Annotated in this window: 12 protein-coding genes; 1 reads left to right on the top strand and 11 read right to left on the bottom strand. The window is 70.9% G+C overall.

Annotated features, from left to right (window positions below):
* Positions 1–17 precede the first annotated feature (17 nt).
* The 8 genes from AC1MBW_RS00225 to AC1MBW_RS00260 all read right to left on the bottom strand — a co-directional run bounded on the left by AC1MBW_RS00225 (position 18) and on the right by AC1MBW_RS00260 (position 15150).
* On the bottom strand, positions 18–1922 hold the full coding sequence (locus tag AC1MBW_RS00225; RefSeq protein WP_480025059.1) for a zinc-ribbon domain-containing protein: 1905 nt from the start codon (positions 1920–1922) through the stop codon (positions 18–20).
* A complete protein-coding gene (locus AC1MBW_RS00230) occupies positions 1922–4294 on the bottom strand; it encodes a transglutaminase TgpA family protein (RefSeq protein ID WP_480025060.1) in 2373 nt (790 codons plus the stop codon). The genes AC1MBW_RS00225 and AC1MBW_RS00230 overlap by 1 nt, the downstream gene beginning before the upstream one ends.
* A complete protein-coding gene (locus AC1MBW_RS00235; protein WP_480025061.1) occupies positions 4291–5754 on the bottom strand; it encodes a DUF58 domain-containing protein in 1464 nt (487 codons plus the stop codon). The genes AC1MBW_RS00230 and AC1MBW_RS00235 overlap by 4 nt, the downstream gene beginning before the upstream one ends.
* Positions 5751–6722 carry an AAA family ATPase gene (locus tag AC1MBW_RS00240; RefSeq protein ID WP_054145776.1) on the bottom strand — a complete coding sequence of 324 codons (972 nt, stop codon included), beginning with the start codon at positions 6720–6722 and terminating at the stop codon, positions 5751–5753. Before AC1MBW_RS00240 ends, AC1MBW_RS00235 begins: the two co-directional genes overlap by 4 nt.
* A gap of 36 nt (positions 6723–6758) precedes the next feature.
* Positions 6759–12575: an Ig-like domain-containing protein gene (locus AC1MBW_RS00245; RefSeq protein WP_480025062.1), complete on the bottom strand. Its 5817-nt coding sequence runs from the start codon at positions 12573–12575 to the stop codon at positions 6759–6761.
* Entirely contained in the window at positions 12575–13996 is a 1422-nt protein-coding gene (locus AC1MBW_RS00250; RefSeq protein WP_480025063.1) for a protein kinase domain-containing protein, read from the bottom strand. Before AC1MBW_RS00250 ends, AC1MBW_RS00245 begins: the two co-directional genes overlap by 1 nt.
* Positions 13997–14170: 174 nt before the next feature.
* A complete protein-coding gene (locus tag AC1MBW_RS00255; RefSeq protein WP_480025064.1) occupies positions 14171–14968 on the bottom strand; it encodes a PP2C family protein-serine/threonine phosphatase in 798 nt (265 codons plus the stop codon).
* Positions 14965–15150, bottom strand: coding sequence for a hypothetical protein (locus tag AC1MBW_RS00260; RefSeq protein ID WP_480025065.1), 186 nt, complete (start codon positions 15148–15150; stop codon positions 14965–14967). Before AC1MBW_RS00260 ends, AC1MBW_RS00255 begins: the two co-directional genes overlap by 4 nt.
* 552 nt (positions 15151–15702) lie before the next feature.
* On the opposite strand from AC1MBW_RS00260, the gene AC1MBW_RS00265 reads away from it, so the two are divergent.
* Entirely contained in the window at positions 15703–16263 is a 561-nt protein-coding gene (locus AC1MBW_RS00265) for a methylated-DNA--[protein]-cysteine S-methyltransferase (RefSeq protein ID WP_480025066.1), read from the top strand.
* Positions 16264–16296: 33 nt separating this feature from the next.
* On the opposite strand, the gene AC1MBW_RS00270 is transcribed toward AC1MBW_RS00265, so the two are convergent.
* From AC1MBW_RS00270 to atpD, 3 genes are read right to left on the bottom strand one after another with little or no spacing between them, the layout of a single operon-like run.
* A complete protein-coding gene (locus tag AC1MBW_RS00270; RefSeq protein ID WP_054145781.1) occupies positions 16297–17052 on the bottom strand; it encodes a YaaA family protein in 756 nt (251 codons plus the stop codon).
* Between the two features lie 28 nt (positions 17053–17080).
* On the bottom strand, positions 17081–17341 hold the full coding sequence (locus tag AC1MBW_RS00275; RefSeq protein WP_043594515.1) for a F0F1 ATP synthase subunit epsilon: 261 nt from the start codon (positions 17339–17341) through the stop codon (positions 17081–17083).
* Positions 17342–17343: 2 nt separating this feature from the next.
* Entirely contained in the window at positions 17344–18804 is a 1461-nt protein-coding gene (gene atpD / locus AC1MBW_RS00280) for a F0F1 ATP synthase subunit beta (RefSeq protein WP_043594513.1), read from the bottom strand.
* Positions 18805–18810: the final 6 nt, after the last annotated feature.

An 18810-nucleotide genomic window follows, 5' to 3' on the forward strand; every position in this document is an offset into this window, starting at 1 on the left:
TGTGGACGAGTCGTCGGTCAGACGACGACGAAGAACTGCTCGCCGATCTCGACGCGGGTGCCACGCGTCACCCGGACGCGGACGCCCGGATCGGCACGACGGGGCGGGAGGTCACGAGGGCGGACGACCGTGCCGTTGCCGGACCACCGGTCGCTGACCCACAGGGCTCCGGCCTCCTGACCGAATTCGAGATGCGTCTTCGACACGGATTTCCCGGGATCGACGATGCGCACGAGCTGGTCGAAGCGCTCACCAGGCTGGGGCGTCGGTGCACGTCCGACGAGACCCGTGCCGTCGACCGTGATGCTCTCACCCGTGCTGAACTGCAGGACGTACTCGGTCCCCAGGCCGCCACGGCGGACGATGCGCGTCTCGTCGACGTCGTCGTCGTCCACCGGCAGGTCGACGGGCGGACGACGAGGACGCCACGGCGGGGCCGACGACGAGGTCGGGGCCGGTGGGACGTCGGCGACGGTCGGCCTCGGCGTCACGGCCGGTCGCTCGGCCCGGAAGCCCGGGACGTGGTCGATCGGCTCGGGGGCCGGGCGTGGTGCCGCCTCCTGCTGGTCGTCGGCATCACCCGGTGCGGGGACGTCGCCGTGGGATGCCGGATCGCCCTGGCCGGTTGCGACGCCGTCGGTGCCGGCATCGTCGGCACCCGACCGGACGGCCTCGCCGTCCTCGGTGGTGGGACCCCGGCGGTGGACGGACTCGTCGTCCGGTCGCCATTCGGGTGGGAGCGGGACGACCGGGCCCGTGAACGACAGGGCGACGGATTGCACGACCGCACCGCATTCACCGCAGAAGATGTCGTCCTCGTCGATGGCAGCGCCACAGTGCGTGCACCGTTCGGGCACGACGGCGGAACCCGGTGGGACGAGCGGCGCGGGCTCGACGAGCGGGACGGGCGCGGAACGACCGGACTCGTCGGGAGCGGGACGCGACCCGCTCGGGATCGGCGGACGGAAGTCGCGGCCGAGCGGGGCGACCGGGGCGGTGTCGCCGTCCCGGGGCGCGTCGGCCGTCGGCCGCACGAGAGGCGGGGGGCCCACGGGAGCCGCGGGAGCCGCGGCCTGGTCGACAGGGGCGACCTCGGGGGTGGCAACGGATGCGGGAGCGGGCTCGGGGGTGGCAACGGATGCGGGAGCGGGCTCGCCGGATGACACGGCGACCTCGCGGCCGCCGGCGACCTGACCGTCGTCGACATCGACCGGACGTGCACCCTCGTCGGTGGCGGACGACTCGACCTCGGCATTCCCGACCTCGGCGTCCGGGCGGACGTCGGTGGCCTCGGAGGACGGGTGCTCGGCGACTGACGCTGCGTCGAGAGACGGCTCGTCCGAGCCGACGGGCGTCAGCGACGCGGTCCAGAGCGGGGCCGATGTGGGGCGTGGCCCGTTGTCGGGGTGCTTGTCGGGCGATCGGAGCGGCGTGTGCGGTTCGACCGCATCAGGGGCCACCGTTCCGGGGGCGTGGACCTGACTGTCGGGGATCGCGGGACCGTCGGGGCGAGGGGGGCTCGGGGACTCCACCCGCGCCTCCTCGGAGGGTGCTCGACGGTGGCTCTCGGCCCTGCGCTCGACCGGTCGGTCGTCGACGGGCCACGCCGGGGGCTCGGGGACCGACGCGGGCACCACGGCCCGGGGGTGGTCGGGGCCGGGCGACCCGGCCTCGGCCGCGCCGGTGTCGGTCTGACGGTCGCGCACCCACCACGGTGGCTCCGCAGCGTCGCGGCGGGGGTGCGACGTCACACGCGAGGGAGCCTCGGGCAGGTCGGGCGCGCTGGTGGCGTCGACGTGCTCGGCGGCGGCATCGGCCCGACGGCGGGCGGCCGCGAGGTCTGCGCTCGAGACCGCCCGACCGCACTCGCCGCAGAACATCGCGCCGACGGGCAGGGGGCTGGCACAGGTGGGGCAGTACATCAGTCGTTCCTCTGTCGCTCGGGAGGGGTGCGCCCATGGTAACCACGCAAAGATCGGAGCGAGACCGCCGCGGCGAACCGCTGCCGCCTCGTGAGCCCCACCCCGAGGGCCCGCCGCATCTCGGCGACGGCCGTCCAGACGCGGTCGGCGTCGGACTCGGCGGGCGGGTTCGGCGAGAAGACCGCACGGTCGGCCACCCGGGCCAGCACCGCAGGACGCGAACCGCCGACCACGGCCGCGACCTCGCTCCGCGTCGCGGCCGGCGGGGTGCGGATGCCGTGGTCGACCACGGCGTCCTGGAACTCGTGCCAGCCGCCGCTGATGCGGGCGGAGGGACTCGTCGCCGCCCGGCGGCGGCGCCTCCTCTGCGCCTTGAGGGCGACGATCGTCACGAACGGGGCCGCGAGCAGGCCTGCGACGAGGGCACTCCAGCCGACGATCCGGACGATCGCCAGCACGACGGCCAACCAGGCCGGAGGGGTCTCGGGGTCGTCCTGCTCGGATTGCGGCGGAGTCTGGTCGTCCCGCACCTGAGGGTCCTGGGGCGGAGGTTGGACGACGGACTCGGGACGCGAGATCTGAGTGGGGTCCTGCACCTGGTCCTCGGGGATCGGCCGCTCGGCCGGGTTCGGGTCGAGGGCCACCCAGCCGTGCTGGGCGGTGTCGACCTCGATCCACGCGGTCACGCTCGACCCGGTGACCTCGACGCTGCCGCCGTCGGTCTCGGGCGCGAATCCCATGACCACCCTCGCGGGGAACCCCAGCTGATCGGCCATCAGGGCGGCCGCCGTCGCGTACTGCTCGGCGTCGCCGATCATGACGGGGTCGGTGAAGAGCTGGGCGATGCGGTCCGCCCCGTGCCCCGATCGACTGACGGGCTCGTCGGCGGTGACCCCGTGGCTCACGTAGCCGTCCTCGCGCAGCGCGCTCAGCGCCGCCTGCAGGCGCGCCCCCGGCCCCTGGACCCCGGCGACGTCCTCCTCGAGCGAGGAGGAGAGCTCGTCGGGCACGTCCCGTGGTGTCGGCACGGTGGCCGTCCCCGGCGTGAGCTCGTCGAGCTCGTCGTCGCCGGGCTGGCGGGGCTCGACCGCGTCCAGCCGGTACGAGTCGCCCTGCCGGAGTCCGCCGAGGACGGCCGCCGTGCCCGTGACGTCGTTGTAGAAGAACGCGTCCCGCCGGGCGTCCGCTGTGGCTCCGTCGAACGAGACGGTCTCGAGTCGGCCGACGGTGGGCAGCCAGAGGTCGTCGTAGGCACCGACGGTGACGTCCACCGTGGTCGCATCTCCGTCGACCTCGGATTGGTCGACGTCGGACGGCACGCGCGTGAAGAACCCGGAGGCGCTGTCGACCTCGCCGCTGCCGACGCTGTAGACGACACCGTCGTAGGTGTCGAGCGTGGCGACGCGCAGTCGCTGTCCGTCGCGCAGGCCCGAGACCGTGAGGAGCGTCTGGTCGACGGTCGGCTCCTGTTCGTAGGCCCGGAAGCCGCTGAGCGGGCTGACGTGGTCGCGGGGGTCGAACGGTTGCTCGACGACCGTGCGGGCCACCGTCCGTGAGGTGGCCGGCGGGACCGCCGCGACGGCGACCGTGCCGGCTGTACCGGCGACGACCAGCGTGGCGAGCGTGCCGACGACGGCCCGGACCGCCACCGGGCGGTGCCCGGCCGACCTCGCGGCGTCACGGGCGGTGAGCGCGTCGAGGGCGACGCGACGCCGACGCAGGCGCCACCAGACCACCCAGGCGACCACCGTGACGAGCACGGCGACTCCCGTGGCGCGGGGCCACCAGGCCTCGCCCGGACCGAGCACGATCGCCGCGATCCAGACGACGACGGGGACGACGACGGCGAGTTCTCCGCGTCGGCCGCGGAGCGCGACGGACAGACCGACGACCGTGCCGACGAGGACCAACACGAGGACCGGCACGAGCAGGGCTTCGTAGCTGCCCACCGGCAAGGCGATGGTGACGAGCTGTTTCCAGCCGAGAGCCGTCGCCGAGACCAACGTCAGGAGGCCCCTGCCCGTGGGCAGCACGCCGACGAGGGCCTGCGACGGCACGGCCAGCGGCACGCCGAGCAGCAGGTACGCCACGACCGTGGCGACGAACACCCAGATGCTCGACAGCCGGAGGACGGCCGAGCCGAGCGCGATGGCCACACCGACGGCGAACGCGACGACGACGAGCACCACGAAGGCGGCACTCTCGTACACCGGCCAGAAGGTCGCGGTCGCCGTGCCGAGCGAGGCGGCGAACAACGCGACGACGGAGGTGACGAACGGTGCCCGCAGTCGCGACGGCCGGGTGCGTGACCGGACGCGGGGAGGAGGTGTCGCCGGCCCCGCGGGCGTCCGGACCTCGTCGACGGCGCTCATGCACTCGCCGTCCGGGCGAGGGACTTCTGCAGGTCCTCGAGGAACCCGATGGTCAGCACGGTGAGATCGGCGATGCGCCTCATGCCGGGGACGGTTTCGGGGTCGCACACGATCGCGACCGCTTCGACCCCGAGGGGGAACTGCAGGGCCGCGGCGCGCATCTCTGTGACGGTCGTCGTGGACCCGACGACGAGGAACGCCACCGAGATCCCCACGACCTGGTCGCCGGCGACCCGCGAGACGTCGGTGATGGCCAGGGCGGACTCGGCCGTGGCGACGACCGCGAGCTCGTCGAGCAGACGATTGCGCGTCAGGGTGCTCAACGAGCGGATCTCGAGGTTCTTGCGCTTGGCGAATTCGGCGGTGGTCTCGCCGACGACGACGCTCACCTCGCGGGCGTCCCTGATCGCCCGGGCGCCGAGGGAGCCTGCCACGCTGACGGCGAGCTCGAACTCGTCCTCGTTGGCGAAGTCGCCGGCCGCCAGGCTCAGAGCGATGACGAGGTGGCTGCGACGACTCTCTTCGAACTGCCGCACCATGTAGGTGCCCGTCTTGGCGGTCGACTTCCAGTGGATGTTCCGTCGTTCGTCACCGGGTTGGTACTCACGCAGGGCGTGGAACGAGATGTCGCTGGGCGAGAGGTCGCGCGTCGGGTTTCCCTCGAGGTCGCGGATGAGACCCGTGCTCGTGCTCGGGATGCCGATGGTGCGGGGATGGACGAACACCTCGGTGACACCGGTCCACTCGATCTCACGTCGGGCCAGGCCGACCGGATCGCCGCGGACGGTGCTGACCGGTCCCACGGCGATGACACCTCGGCGCGTGGTGGGCAGATCGAACGACTCGGTGACCTCGTCGCCCGATCGCAGGCTCGGCAGGTCGATCTCGGCGAGCCCCGGGCCGACGGGGACCTCGACGGACACGCCGAGTATCCGGCGGGCGCTCGCGTTGCGCACCCGCACGGTGCCGGCGGCCTCTGCGCCCACGGCCACCCGTTCGTGCGGGATCTCGAGGGTGATGCGGACGGAGTTCCGACCGATCAGCGCCAGCCCCGCGACGAGCAGCAGGACGATCGCGGCGAAACCCACCACCACGAACTCGATCCAGCCGAGCAGGTAGCCGACGAGCAGCGCCACCGGTGCGGCGACGAGCATCGACCACCCGGAGGGCGTGACGACCGAGGAGGCGCTGGTGAAGGCCCCGCGGACGGCGCGGCGAGCCCCACGGGTCGTCCTGACCAGCAGGACGAGGAGGTCTGCTCCGATGCCGGTGCGATCGCCGACGATCCGGGTGCGGGCGTTCGTCAGCCCCTGTGTTCCCGTCGAGAACACGGAGTCGAAGCGTTGGTCGACACCACGGGTGCCGCCCCGCGGTCGTGTGCGACCGGCGCGGGAGCCGTCCGCGGTCGACCCCGGCACGGGCCGTGCGGCCCGGTCGGTGCCTCGGGGACGCTCGCTCACACGGCTACCCGTTCGGCGGGTGGCGCCGTCTCGATGAGCAGCTGGCTGACGACGCTGGACGGCGTGACGCCGTCGAACTCCGCTTCGGGGTCGAGCACGAGACGGTGCGCGAGCACGGGCTCGGCGAGCGACTTGACGTCGTCCGGGATCACGTAGTGGCGGCCGAGGGACGCCGCATAGGTCTTGGCCGAGCGGACGAGGGCCAGCGCACCTCGCACGCTCACGCCGAGACGGACCTCCTGGGCGGTGCGCGTGCCGTCGACGAGTCGGGCGACGTAGTCGCTGATGGTGGGCTCGACGTGCACCGTGCGGGCGAGCTGGGCCATCTCGGTGATGACCCCCGCCTGGACGATCGGGTTGAGGGTGCCCTCGTGGACGCGTGTGGCCGAGCCCTCGAGGATGCGCACGGTCGCCGCGTGGTCGGGGTAGCCGATCGAGGTCTTCATGATGAACCGGTCGAGCTGGGCCTCGGGAAGACGGTAGGTGCCGGCCTGTTCGACCGGGTTCTGCGTGGCGATCACCATGAACGGCGAACCCACGGGATGGCTGATGCCGTCCACCGTCACACGGCTCTCTTCCATGACCTCGAGCAGGGCGGACTGCGTCTTGGGGCTGGCCCGGTTGATCTCGTCGGCGAGCACGATGTTGGAGAAGATCGGCCCGCGGTGGAATTCGAACTCACCGGCCTTCTGGTCGTAGATGCTGACGCCGGTGATGTCACCGGGCAGGAGGTCGGGCGTGAACTGGACCCGGTTGCTCGTGCCCTGGACGCTCTGCGCGATCGCGCGGGCGAGCGAGGTCTTGCCGGTGCCCGGGAAGTCCTCGAGCAGCAGATGCCCCTCGCTCAGCAGAGCCGTGAACGACAGCCGCACGACGAAGGTCTTGCCCAGGAGCACCTGGTCGACGTTGGCCACCAGGCGCCCGAAGATGTCGGAGAACCAGGTCGCCTGCTCGGGGGTCATGCTCATCGTGTCGTGTCTTTCTCGAGGGAGGGAGTCGCGGCGTCAGCCACAGTTTGCCGTGACCCAGCCCGCTGCAGTCTGCGGATCGCCGCTCGCCGGGACGACCGTCGCCCTGATCCGGACCTGCTCGGCGTCCTCCGGAACGGCCCTCGGATCGTCGGACGAAGCGTTCCGCCAGCTGGTGATGCCGAGGATCGGCACGTTGTACTGGATCTCGAACGTAGTGGAGGTGCTACCGCCGCTGTTTCGAGGATCGTTGGTGTTCAGCCTTCCTGCCGGCTGACACGAGGTGATCTCCCCGACGGTCTGGAGCGGGGTGACGCCGGCGCTCGCATCCGAGTTCTGGTTGGAACAGCTCGTCGCCCGGCAGGCTCGGATGACCACTGACGCGTTGCGCCCGTAGACGGACGAGTCGGCGAGTGACGTCACGTAACCGTCCGCCGAGGGGGTCACCCAGTCCTTGTCCCCGAACTTCGCCTGGAAGAAGACGCCGTCGGCGTCACCCTCGACGGCGAGATCCGTCACCCGCACGTCGAACCGGTCCTGTCCGCTGTTCTCGACGGTGACCGTTCCTCGCGCCCTCCCCGGCAGGCTGGAGACGGACGTCGCCGAGGCGGAGCAGAAGACGGTGTTGTCCGCGTAGACGAAGTACGTGTAGCGCTTGCCGTTCTCGGCCGTCTTGTCGTCCGAGGGGCTGGACGCGTTCGACGAGAGTCGTGTCCGAGACGGGGAACAGTCCGTACCCGCGACGTTGCCTTCGCTTCGCCAGAGGGAGTAGCTGACGGGTGCGGACCCGGCCGGCGACGCATCCGACCACGAGACCCGGATGGAACCGTCGGCCTGCACGACGGCACTCGGGGCCGTCTGACCGGGAGGACCGAAAGCGGAGGCCTGCGCGGCGTCGCTCCGCGCCCAATCGGTGTCGCTGGTGACCTGGGCGGCGTTCCGGGCGAAGACCCTGAAGGTGTAAGGCTGCCCTGGGACGAGCCCGCCGACGACCATCGACGTCGAGGTCGTGTCACGTCGTGCAGGTGCGTTCTGGCCGGTGCCCTCCACCGTGTAGCCCGCGACCGCGGTGCCGGGGTTCGGCTTGGGAACGGCGTTCCAGGAGATCTGGAGCTCACCGGCGGTGCTGGTCGGCACGACCCTCACCCCGGTCGGTGCCGCGGGCACGTAGTCGGCGCTGTACGGGGCGCTCGACGCGCTGGCAGGCGACTCGCCGATGCCGTTGACCGCGGTCACGGAGAACCTGAAGGTCTGCTCGGGGTCGAGGTCGGTCAGGGTGCACACGGTGGCCAGTCCGCAGTCCTTGGAATACGAACCGCCGGCCGAGCCGGTGCCGATCAGACGGTAGCCGGTCAGCGGCGAGTTGTTGGCCGCGGGAGCCGTGTAGCTGAGGGTGAGCTGTCCCCCCTTGAACGTGCCCGACCGGACCGGTGCGTTGGGGGCGTTCGGAACGTCCTGCACGCTGATCGTGACGGTGCCCCACACGTAGCGGTCGGGGTCGTTCGTGATGTCGGCCACCTGGTACTGGAGGTTGGTGTCGCCCGGGGCGGCGGAGGCCGCGACCGAGACGGCGAGACTGCGGTTGTCACCGCTCGGCGTGATGGAGACACCTGCCGGGACGGACGACCCGTTCAGTCCCCGGATCGCCACCACCCGGAGCGCCTGGCCGGGGAAGGGGTTCGTGGCCTGGTCGTTCTGCAGCACCTCGACCGTGGTCGATGCCCCGCGCTTGACGACGGCACGGTCGGCCGCCGGTTGGGCGAGGGGTCGGGTCGATCCCACCACGGACAGGGTGACGGCTCCGCTCCGGCCCGGATTGAGTGCGTCGCTGACGGCGACGGGCAGCGATCTGCTCGTCCCCTTGGCCGTGCCCGCGTCCGCCGACACCGTGAGCTTGGACCCCGACAGGTCGAAGCCGAAGCCCGCCGCACCGCTCTGTCCGATCGAGTAGTTGAGCTCGTCGACGTCGTCCGGATAGGGATACGTGGTGAGCCTGGCGAGGTCGAGTGTGCGGGATTGTCCCGGTTCGAGATCGATCGAGGTGCCGTTGAAGACGGGCGGTTGGTTCTCTCGTGAGGTCACCGTGATGGGCAACACGAGCGACGCCGTCCGTCCGTCCGGGTCGTCGGCCGAGCGGCCGTCGGTCACCTGGAACGAGATCGAGGCCGTGCCCGAGAACAGGTCGGCCGACGTGAAGCGGAGGGTCGTGTCGTCGACGACGAGATCGTCACCGTTCGAGTTCGTCGCCCGGACGGTTCCGGGGTCGGTCAGTCGGACGCCGTTGGTACCGGCGGAGATGACGTAACGGTCGAGGTCGATCGTGACGGCCTTCTCGCTCTCGACCGTGATCGGCCGGACGGTCCGGTCGACCTGTGGGAGGGCGTCGTCGAAACCGGGCACGACGATGAACGCGTAGGCGCGGATGCCGGCGTCGTCCTTCCTCGAGACGGAGAACGGGATGATCTGGCTCGAGTCGGTGATGCGGACGGTCACGCGCGAGTTCGGTGTCACCTGGGCGGTCGAGCCGAAGCCCGGCGCCAGTCCGAGGTCGAGTTGCGACGTGCTGCCGTCCGAGAAGAACACGTTCGTCAGCGGGTTGACCGTGACGGTCTGCCGACCGGAGATGTCGCTGAGTCCGAGCACCGTGTCGTCGGCGAGGGGGTAGTTCAGCGGCGCGTCCGGATCGACCGTCACGGTGACGAAGGTCGAGCTCTGGCCACCGCGCTCGTTCGACACGGTGTAGACGAGACCGTACGTGCCCGGTGTCTCGGGAGGCGTCACCGACACCATCGTCCCCGACACGACCTTGGCGACGATGCCTTCGCCGTTCGCCTCGACCGCGTCGACCGACAACACGCCCCCGTCGGGGTCCGAGTCGTTGTCGAGCACCCGGACCGTGATGGAACCCCCCGGTCGCATCGTGACCGCGTCCGCGACCGCGATCGGGTTGCGCGACCCGTCGGCGCGGGTCGAGATGCCCACGCGGACCGTACCGGTGGCCCGGGCACCCAACCCGTCGACGACCGTGTACGTGAAGCTGTCGGTGCCCGCCGAGCTGGCGTTCGCCTGGTACTCGACGTAGTCGGTGCCGACGGTCGACACACTGCCCTTCTCGGGGTTCGTGCCCACCCCGAGCAGCTGGACCGAATCGCCGTCGGGATCGATCCCGTCGAGGGGGACCCCCACGCGGACCGTCTCGCCGGCGACGACGCGCGCCGTCACCGACTGGGGTGCAGGCGCCGCGTTGCTGCCGGCGTCGACTTCACGGACCGCGATGGCGACCTGGGCGGACGCCCGCTGCCCGTCCGGGCCCTCGACGGTGTAGGTCGCCGTGACGTTGCCCGGGGTGGACGGGGCCAGGTATCGGAGACGGTTGCCCGACGCGAACAGCAACCCGCTGCCGGCCGGGACGTCGCTCTCGAGTCGTGGCACCAGCGTCAGCTCGTCGCCGTCGGGCTGCTCGTCGTTCGCGAGGACGTCGATGTCGATCGAGTCCCCCACCCGGACGGTCACCTGGTCGTCGGTCGCGATCGGGGGCTGGGTGATCGCCCGGCGCGGGATCTCGACGACCGTCACCGTACCGGTGGCCGAGGCGAGGCCGTTGCTGACGGTGTAGCCGAAGGTCACCGGCCCGTCGTCGAGCGGAGCTGCGAGCGTGATGCGGGCGTAGCGCTGGTCGAGTGTCTCGACCCTGATGCCGGACGAGGCGGGTACGACGTCGGTCGCCGTGAGCATGAGGACGTTGTTGGCCGGGTCTCGATCGGTCGCCACGACGTCGAGCGTCTGCGTGCCCAGCGTCTCGACGAAGATCGTCTTGGGCGTCGTGATCGGTGGTGTGCCCGCATCCGGAGGGGACTGGACGTCCACCCGGACCGTGCCGGTCGCCGTCTGGTCGCCGTCCGTCACGGTGTACTCGAGGAGGTGGGTCCCCGGCGCGTCGCTGAGGAACCGGAACGTCCCCTGTTCGTAGTTCGGCGTGACGGTGACGCCGTCCTTCGCCGGGACGCTGTTCAACTTGATCGTGCCCGTGCCGCCTCGTGCGTAGGTCAGCGGTCGCACGGTCAGCTGCTGGCCCGCGTAGGCCTGTTGTGAGAAGGGCAGGGCCTCGAGCGGTACCTGGCCCGCCCCCATCACGCCGATCGAGAGCGCCCCCCGCCCCTCGTCACGGCCGTCCGAGACCGTCAACGGGACGTCGACGGTCGTCTCGCCCGCACCGGCGTCCTGGTAGACGACGTCGCCTGACGGCTTGTACGACACCCCGGCCACCCCACCCGCCGAGGTCAGGTAGAAGGCGTCGCCGTCGGGGTCGATCCAGTCGCCCAGGACCGAGGTGGTGACGCGCCCCGACGACGACACCGACGCGGTCGTCCTGCGCGCCTGCTGCGGCGGCGAGTTCTCGGACGGCTGTCGCACGGTGACGGCGACCGTCGCACTCGCCTGGCCGCCACGGCCGTCGGAGATCGTGTAGTCGAACGTGAACGTGCCCGAAGCCGAGTCGGCGAGGGTGAGCAGCACCTGCTGCCGATCGTTGACGAGGTCGAGTCGGCCGACGGAGTCGTCGAGAGTGGACACGTCGTCGATCACGAGCGGGTCGCCGTTCGGGTCGTAGTCGTTGAGCAGGACGGGCACGGTGCTCGCCCGACCCGGTCGTGCACCGAACGCGTCGTCCACGGCGACCGGTGGTTTCTGGTCGAGATCGAGCTCGGGCGGTTGCTCGTCGTCGTTCTCCTGCTGCTCCTCCTGGTCGCGGTCCTCCTGGAAGAGGTCGGACCAGTTGTCGATCAGCTGGCCGGAGCGCTGGACGGCCCACGACCGCCCCGTCGCCGGATCGTTCAGCACGACCCGACGTGCGTTGACGTCGAAGACGAGGTCCGCGCCTCCGGTGGCCTGGTCGAGGTCGAGGACTCCCCCGCGGGCCGATGCGCAGTCGCTCCACGCCGAACCGCCCGCCCAGGCTGCGAAACGGCAGTCGCCGACGACCACGGGTCGCGCGGGCTTGCCCGCGCGTCCGCCGACGACCTCGGTCACCCGCGACGAGTCGGTCGACACGGACAGGAGGCCGGTGGACGTGGCGACGAGGACCTCGTCGCCCGTGTCGGACCCGGCCTGCAGGGCGAGCCCACCCGAGGCCCGATCGGACAGGTCGACCTGACGTCCGTCGACGACCAGGGCCCCCGTGACGGCGTCGAGCACGGCCCAGTGGCTGCCCACGGAGGCCACCTGGTACCCGGCCGACGACGAGGCCGGCACGTCGTGCGTCTCGGTGACATCGGGTGACACCGTGCCGTCGAAGAGCGAGACCTGACCGGTGTCGGTCGAATAGGCGGCCACGGTGCCGTCGGCCGTGACGCTGGTGACCAGTCCCTTGCCGAGGCTGAGGTCGGGATCGACCTCGTTGCTGAAGGACGACAGGTCGGAGAGCGGTTGGCTCCACACCTCGCCCGTACCCTGCGAGACGACGAGCGCCCGGTCGCCCGCGATCGACACGTCGGGTGACTCCGGGGGCAGCGGGACGCTCTCGGCGACCTCGGCCGTCGCGGTGTCGACGACGCCGACCGTCGCGTTGCTGCGGTCGACGAGGAGGACGTCCTGTCCGCGCTGCACGACCGAGAGGTCGGCACCGGTGCCGCGCACGGCGGAGTTCAGCTGCAGGACGTCGGTGTTGGCCCGGCCGATCGCGGACCGTTCACCATTCGCCACCCAGACCGTGCCGTCGGACAGGTCCACGCGCTGGGCCTCGTAGCCGTTGCTGGCCACGGCGATCGTCGTCACCAGCGCGGCCACCACAACGACCCCGACGCCGGTGACCACGGCGGATCGGCGACGGGCGGCCCAGTCGAGCAGCCGCCCCATCAGCCCTGACCCGCCGTTGCGCAGTTCTCGTTGCTCGCCGGGCCGGTCGACCCACCGCGGCTCACGGTGACGGTGATGCAGACCTCGTCACCCGGGTCGGCGGGGGTGGCGACGAACCGGTCGGCGGACTGCTGGCTCGTCTGCCCGCCGGTCGAGATGACGTAGGTGTCACCTGCCCGGAGTCCCGGGTCGCTCCAGGTGAAGACCACCGAAGACCCGTCGCTCGACGACGCGACGTCGGCCACCCGGGGGATGTCGGTCGACGTCGAGCGGACGAGCACGAGCGTCGCTGCGGCCGCCAGGCCGATGCCCACGACGGACACCGCCACGAGGGCCCAGGTCATGACGAGCACGGACCGACGTCGCGCCGGGCGCGTTCCCGTGCTGCGAGGAACCGCGCGACTCTGTTGGGGCGAACCGCCGTGCTGCGCCTGGACCTGCGCCTCGGTCGCCCGACGTCGGCGACGACGCCGGGAGGCCTGCACGGGGGTGACCCCTCGGAGGCGCGTCTTGTCCTCGAGGTCTGCCACGGTCGCGAGGGCCCAGTCGTCGACGGCCACCTCGATGGGCGTCTGGACGACGCCGATCTCGCTCTCGACCTGCTGCAGCTCGCGCACGAACTCGAGGACGCTGGCCTGGCGGTTCTCGGGGCGACGCGACATGGACCTCGCGAGCAGTCGCTCGAGCGTGGGCGGGACGTCCGTCCGACCGGTGGGCACGAGCTTGGCCTTGTCGATGCGGCCGATCAGGTCGGAGGCGCCGTTCTTGTCGCCGCCGAGGACCTCGAACGGGCTCCGACCGGCGAGCAACGAGTACACCGTCGCGCCGAGCGACCACACCTCGGACTCGATCGTGCCGTTCGTCTCGTCGAGCAACACCTCGGGCGCCGACCACGGGATGGACATGCCGACGACCTCTTGCGGCTCGCTCTCGCTGAGTGACGCGGCGATGCCGAAGTCGGACAGCACGGGATGGCCGTAGGCCGTCATGAGGATGTTCGACGGTTTGAGGTCGCGGTGGAGGACGCCCTGCCGGTGGGCCGTCTCGACCGCGCTGCCGATCTTGACGCCGATGCGCAGGACGTCCGCGACGGGGATGCGGTCGCGCCGGTACCTCTCGCTCAGCGACGACGAGCAGAGTTCCATCACCAGGTAGGGGCGGCCGTCGGCCGAGACACTGGCCTGGAACACCGTGAGGATGGACGGGTGGGCGCTGAGCTGGGCCATGAGGTTCGCCTCGGCCTGGAACATCTGCCGGACCTGGTCGTTCACGACCTCGCTGAGCATGACCTTCACCGCCACCTGCCGGCGTGGCATGTTCTGTTCGTAGAGGAACACGTCGGCGAAGCCGCCCGATCCCAGCACGCGCACGTGCGAGAAGCCCGGCAGCACGGGGGGCGCCGAAGGCAGTCGTCGAGCCACGTCGCCTCCTCTGGGGATCGATGCCGGGTCGGCTGGGTGGAGCCGGTCGGCGTCGGTCCGACCGCAGCCATTCTACGCGGGGGCCCCTGACGCCCGAGAGGCCCGAGAGCCACCCTGTGGACAGCCCGGGTCCCCCATTTCGGGGGCCGGGTCGTGCACGGGTGCGTGTCGGGCCTAGTCGGCCTCAGATGTTTCCACGCCTCGGACGTCCACGACGAGGGCCGTGACGTTGTCGCGCCCGCCCGCCTCGACGGCGGCCGCGACGAGGGCCGTCGCCGCCGGTTCGGCACCCTCGACACCGCCCAGCACCTCGGCGATCCGATCCGCCGAGAGCTCTTTGGTGAGGCCGTCCGAGCAGACGAGGAGGCGCAGGCCGGGTCGGGCGGGGACCCGCCAGTAGTCCGGTCGCGGGTCGACGTCGAACCCGACCGCCCGGGTGATGACGTTGCTGTCGGGGTGCTTCTCGGCGTCGTCCGCGTGCAGGAGCCCGGCGTCGACCATCTCCTGGACGACGGAGTGGTCGACGGTGACCTGGCGCAGACGACCGTCCTCGAACATGTACACGCGCGAGTCACCCACGTTGAAGACCGTGAAGTCGACCTCGGCACCGTCTGCTTCGCGGGAGAGGAACGCCCCGGTGGCCGTCGTGCCGACCCCGAGCTCGGTGTCGGCAGCCGCGACGGCGATGTCCTCGGTGGCGACGCGCAGGGCCGTCTCGACGTCGTCCGTCGTGGCGAACGGCCGGGACGCGATCTCGCTCATGCGGCGCACGACCGCGTCGCTGGCCACGTCGCCGGCGCTGTGCCCGCCCATGCCGTCCGCCACCACGAAGAGCGGGGCCTCGGCGAGGTAGCTGTCCTCGTTGTGGGCTCGGCGACGGCCGACGTCGGTCACCCCCGCCCAGTCCAAGGTGAGCCCCGGGCCGTCGAGGCCGAGGGCGTGGGCGGTCGTGGGGCGGCCGAGCTCTGTCACAGGAGGGGTTCTTTCGTCGGGATGATGCGCTGGGGAGGCAGGATCTCGAGAAGGTTCCCGTCACCTACGTCCACTATCGTGCCTGCACGCGCGACGAGCGACTCGCCTTGCCGGAGAACCACGGGAACGCGTCCCGGCTCGATCACCCGGGTCCCGTTCGTCGAGCGCAGGTCGGTGACCACGACGATGCCTCCTTGCTGGCGCACGTCCACGTGGGCGCCCGAGACCTCCTGGCGGGGAGACGGCACGGTCACCAGCCGTGGGACGGGCCCCGAGCCGACGCGCGGCCCGGCGGGCCGACGCCCCACCACGACGGGCGCGTCGAGCAGCAGGTCCTGCCCGGCGACCCTCACCCCGTGGAGGCGCGGCGCGGGACGGGTGGACGCCTCCGGCTCCCGGCTCGTCGCCGCGGGCCCCGGCGGGGACACCCGGAGGACCGTGTCGTCTGCGTCCGCGGCGTCCGAGGGGCGGGCACGACGGCCGACGACCGTGTCGTCGATCCCGTGGCGTTCGTGCCACGGGTCTGGTGACTGTGCGGCGGACATCTCGTTCCTCTCACCGGGGCCGTGGCGCGCGTCGGCGACCACGACCTCCACGCTAGCGCGCGGAGTGACGCACACCGCGTCGGCGTGGCGCCGCGCGACGCCTCCTCCCCATGCTCGGCGGGGTGCCGTCGATGCACATCGGCGCCGTGCACCATCATCCGGGCCGGATTCCGGCCCTAGCGTGACGCCATGACCGACCTCGTCCTCGTGCCCCCGCTGCCGCCCGGCCGAGCCAGCGACGACGAGCCGCCGGGACTGGTCCGGCTCGACTCCCCCGTCGGACGCATCGAGATCGTCAGCCGGCACTTCGCCGTCGAGGGTCTGGCGATCGAGCGCGACGGCGTGCTGCCCCACGACGATCAACCCGAACGGCCCGACAGTCTGCTCGATGCCGCCCGACGACAGGTCGACGGCTACTTCGAAGGGGTGCGCACCCGCTTCGACCTCCCGCTCCGCCTGGTCGGTTCGAGTTTCCAGCGCTCGGTCTGGTCCGCGCTGCTGGACGTCGAGTGGGGACGGGCCACGACCTACGGACGGCTCGGCGGGACCTTCGGCAACCCCCGGGCCGGGCGAGCCGTCGGTGGAGCCGTCGCGGCGAACCCGCTGCCCTTGCTCGTCCCCTGCCACCGCGTGCTCGGTCGGACGGGCGGAGTCACCGGCTACACCGTCGGTGCAGGTGTCGAGACGAAGAAGTGGCTCCTCCGCCACGAGGGCATCGCGTTCCGAGACGGTCCTGTGCCCCTCGACTGAGCCGGGGACGGCGACAGGTCGTTCGGCCGACGATCAGACCGATGCCTCGAGGACCGACTCGGCCACGAGGACGGTCTCGTCCCCTGGCTCGAGCACGAAGCCCCGACCGCGGGCCCAGTGCGTCAGGTCGTCGATGTCGGACAGTTCGGGGCGATCCGCCAGGAGAGCCCGGACGAACAACCCCTTGCTCTTCTTGTTGAAGTGGTTGAGGGCCCGACGTCGGTCGCCCGCGTCCGAGACGACCCGGACGTACGTCGATCGGGGACCTGTCGGCCCGAGGCCGACGTATCCCTCCGATCGCAGGTCGACGACGAATTCGTCGACGTCGGCCAGCACGTCGGACACCGGCCCGCGCCAGAGCTTCTTCAACGACGTCCGAGGCAGCTTGGAATCGTGCGACAGCCGGTAGGCCGGGATCTCGTCGCCGGCCCGGAGCAAACCGAACAGGGCCGAGTGCACCACCACGTGTCGGTGGGCCCAGCTCCATGCGTCGGCACCGAGCAGTGCCACGCCGAGGGGATCGAAGAGGACGCCCGTGTAGCGCGCCAGAGCCGGCATCGTGGGCGACACCTCCACACGCTGGTTGCGCTCGACCTCGTGCGCCTGGGTGGGTCCGAGCTTGAGGGCGACGGCGGCCGCCGAGACGTCCTCCGACATCTCGTCGAGCAGGGCCAAGGAGGCGCGGCGAGGGCCCTCGAGTCCGTCGAACGACAGTGCCGCCACATCGAGCCGTGAACCGACGCTGCCCCCGTCGAGTTTGGTCTCGGACGGGGGCAGCAGGAACAGCATGGAGCTCGGTGGTGCAGACGACAGGTGATCAGTTGAGTTGCGCGTTGCGCGCGACGACCGTCACGGTGTCGTTCTCGACGGAGAGGAAGCCGTCGTCGGCGGTCGCTTCGACGGTGGTGCCGTCGGACAACCGGACCCTCACCTGGCCTGAGGCCAGGATGGCAAGGATCGGCTCGTGACCGGGAAGGATTCCGATCTCACCCTCGGCGGTGCGAGCGACGATCGACGATGCCTCGCCCGACCACACCTCGTGGTCGGCCGAGACGACGCTGACAGTGAGAGCAGCCACGATCAGCCGTTCTCCTTCTGGATCTGAGCCCACTTCTCTTCGACGTCCGAGATGGAACCGACGTTGAAGAACGCCTGCGTGGCGACGTGGTCGAACTCGCCGTCGGCGATGGCGGTGAAGGACTCGATGGTGTCCTTCAGCGGGACGGTCGACCCCTCGACACCGGTGAACTTCTTCGCCATGTAGGTGTTCTGCGAGAGGAACTGCTGGATGCGACGGGCACGCGACACCGTGATCTTGTCCTCTTCGGACAGCTCGTCGACACCGAGGATGGCGATGATCTCTTGCAGCTCTTTGTTCTTCTGCAGGATGGCCTTGACCCGGATGGCCGTGTCGTAGTGAGCCTGGCCCAGGTAACGGGGGTCGAGGATGCGGCTGGTCGACGTCAGCGGGTCGATCGCGGGGTAGAGACCCTGCGACGCGATCTCGCGCGACAGCTCGGTGGTCGCGTCGAGGTGCGCGAAGGTCGTCGCGGGGGCCGGGTCGGTGTAGTCGTCGGCCGGCACGTAGATCGCCTGCAGCGAGGTGATCGAGTGACCACGCGTCGAGGTGATGCGCTCCTGGAGCACTCCCATCTCGTCGGCGAGGTTGGGCTGGTAACCCACGGCCGAGGGCATGCGACCGAGAAGGGTCGAGACCTCGGAACCGGCCTGCGTGAAGCGGAAGATGTTGTCGATGAAGAGCAGCACGTCCTGCTTCTGCACGTCACGGAAGTACTCGGCCATGGTGAGGGCCGAGAGCGCGACGCGGAGACGGGTTCCCGGCGGCTCGTCCATCTGGCCGAAGACCAGGGCGGTCTTGTCGAACACGCCCGCCTCGTCCATCTCGGCGATGAGGTCGTTGCCCTCACGGGTACGCTCGCCGACACCGGCGAACACCGACACACCGCCGTGGTCCTGGGCGACACGCTGGATCATCTCTTGGATGAGGACGGTCTTGCCGACGCCCGCACCACCGAAGAGGCCGATCTTGCCGCCCTGCACGTAAGGCGTCAGGAGGTCGATGGACTTGATGCCCGTCTCGAAGAGCTGGGTCTTCGACTCGAGCTGGTCGAACTTCGGGGGCTTGCGGTGGATCGGCCAACGCTCGGTGATCTCGACGGTCTCGTCACCCTCGAGGTTGAGGATCTCGCCCGTGACGCTGAAGACCTTGCCCTTGGTGACGTCACCGACGGGCACGGAGATGGGGGCGCCGGTGTCGATGACCTCTTGCCCGCGGACGATGCCGTCGGTGGGCTTGAGGGCGATGGCACGGACGAGGTCGTCGCCGAGGTGCTGGGCGACCTCGAGCGTGATCTGCGTGGTCGTGTCACCGATGGTGATCTTCGTGGTCAGCGCGTTGTAGACGCCGGGGATGGCATCGTGCGGGAACTCGATGTCGACGACGGGGCCCGTGACCCGGGCGATGCGCCCGACGCCGGGAGCCGACTCGGTCGCGACCGGTGCGGTTGCGGTGTCAGTCATGGCTTC

The sequence above is a fragment of the Frigoribacterium sp. AP1 genome, assembly GCF_056680555.1.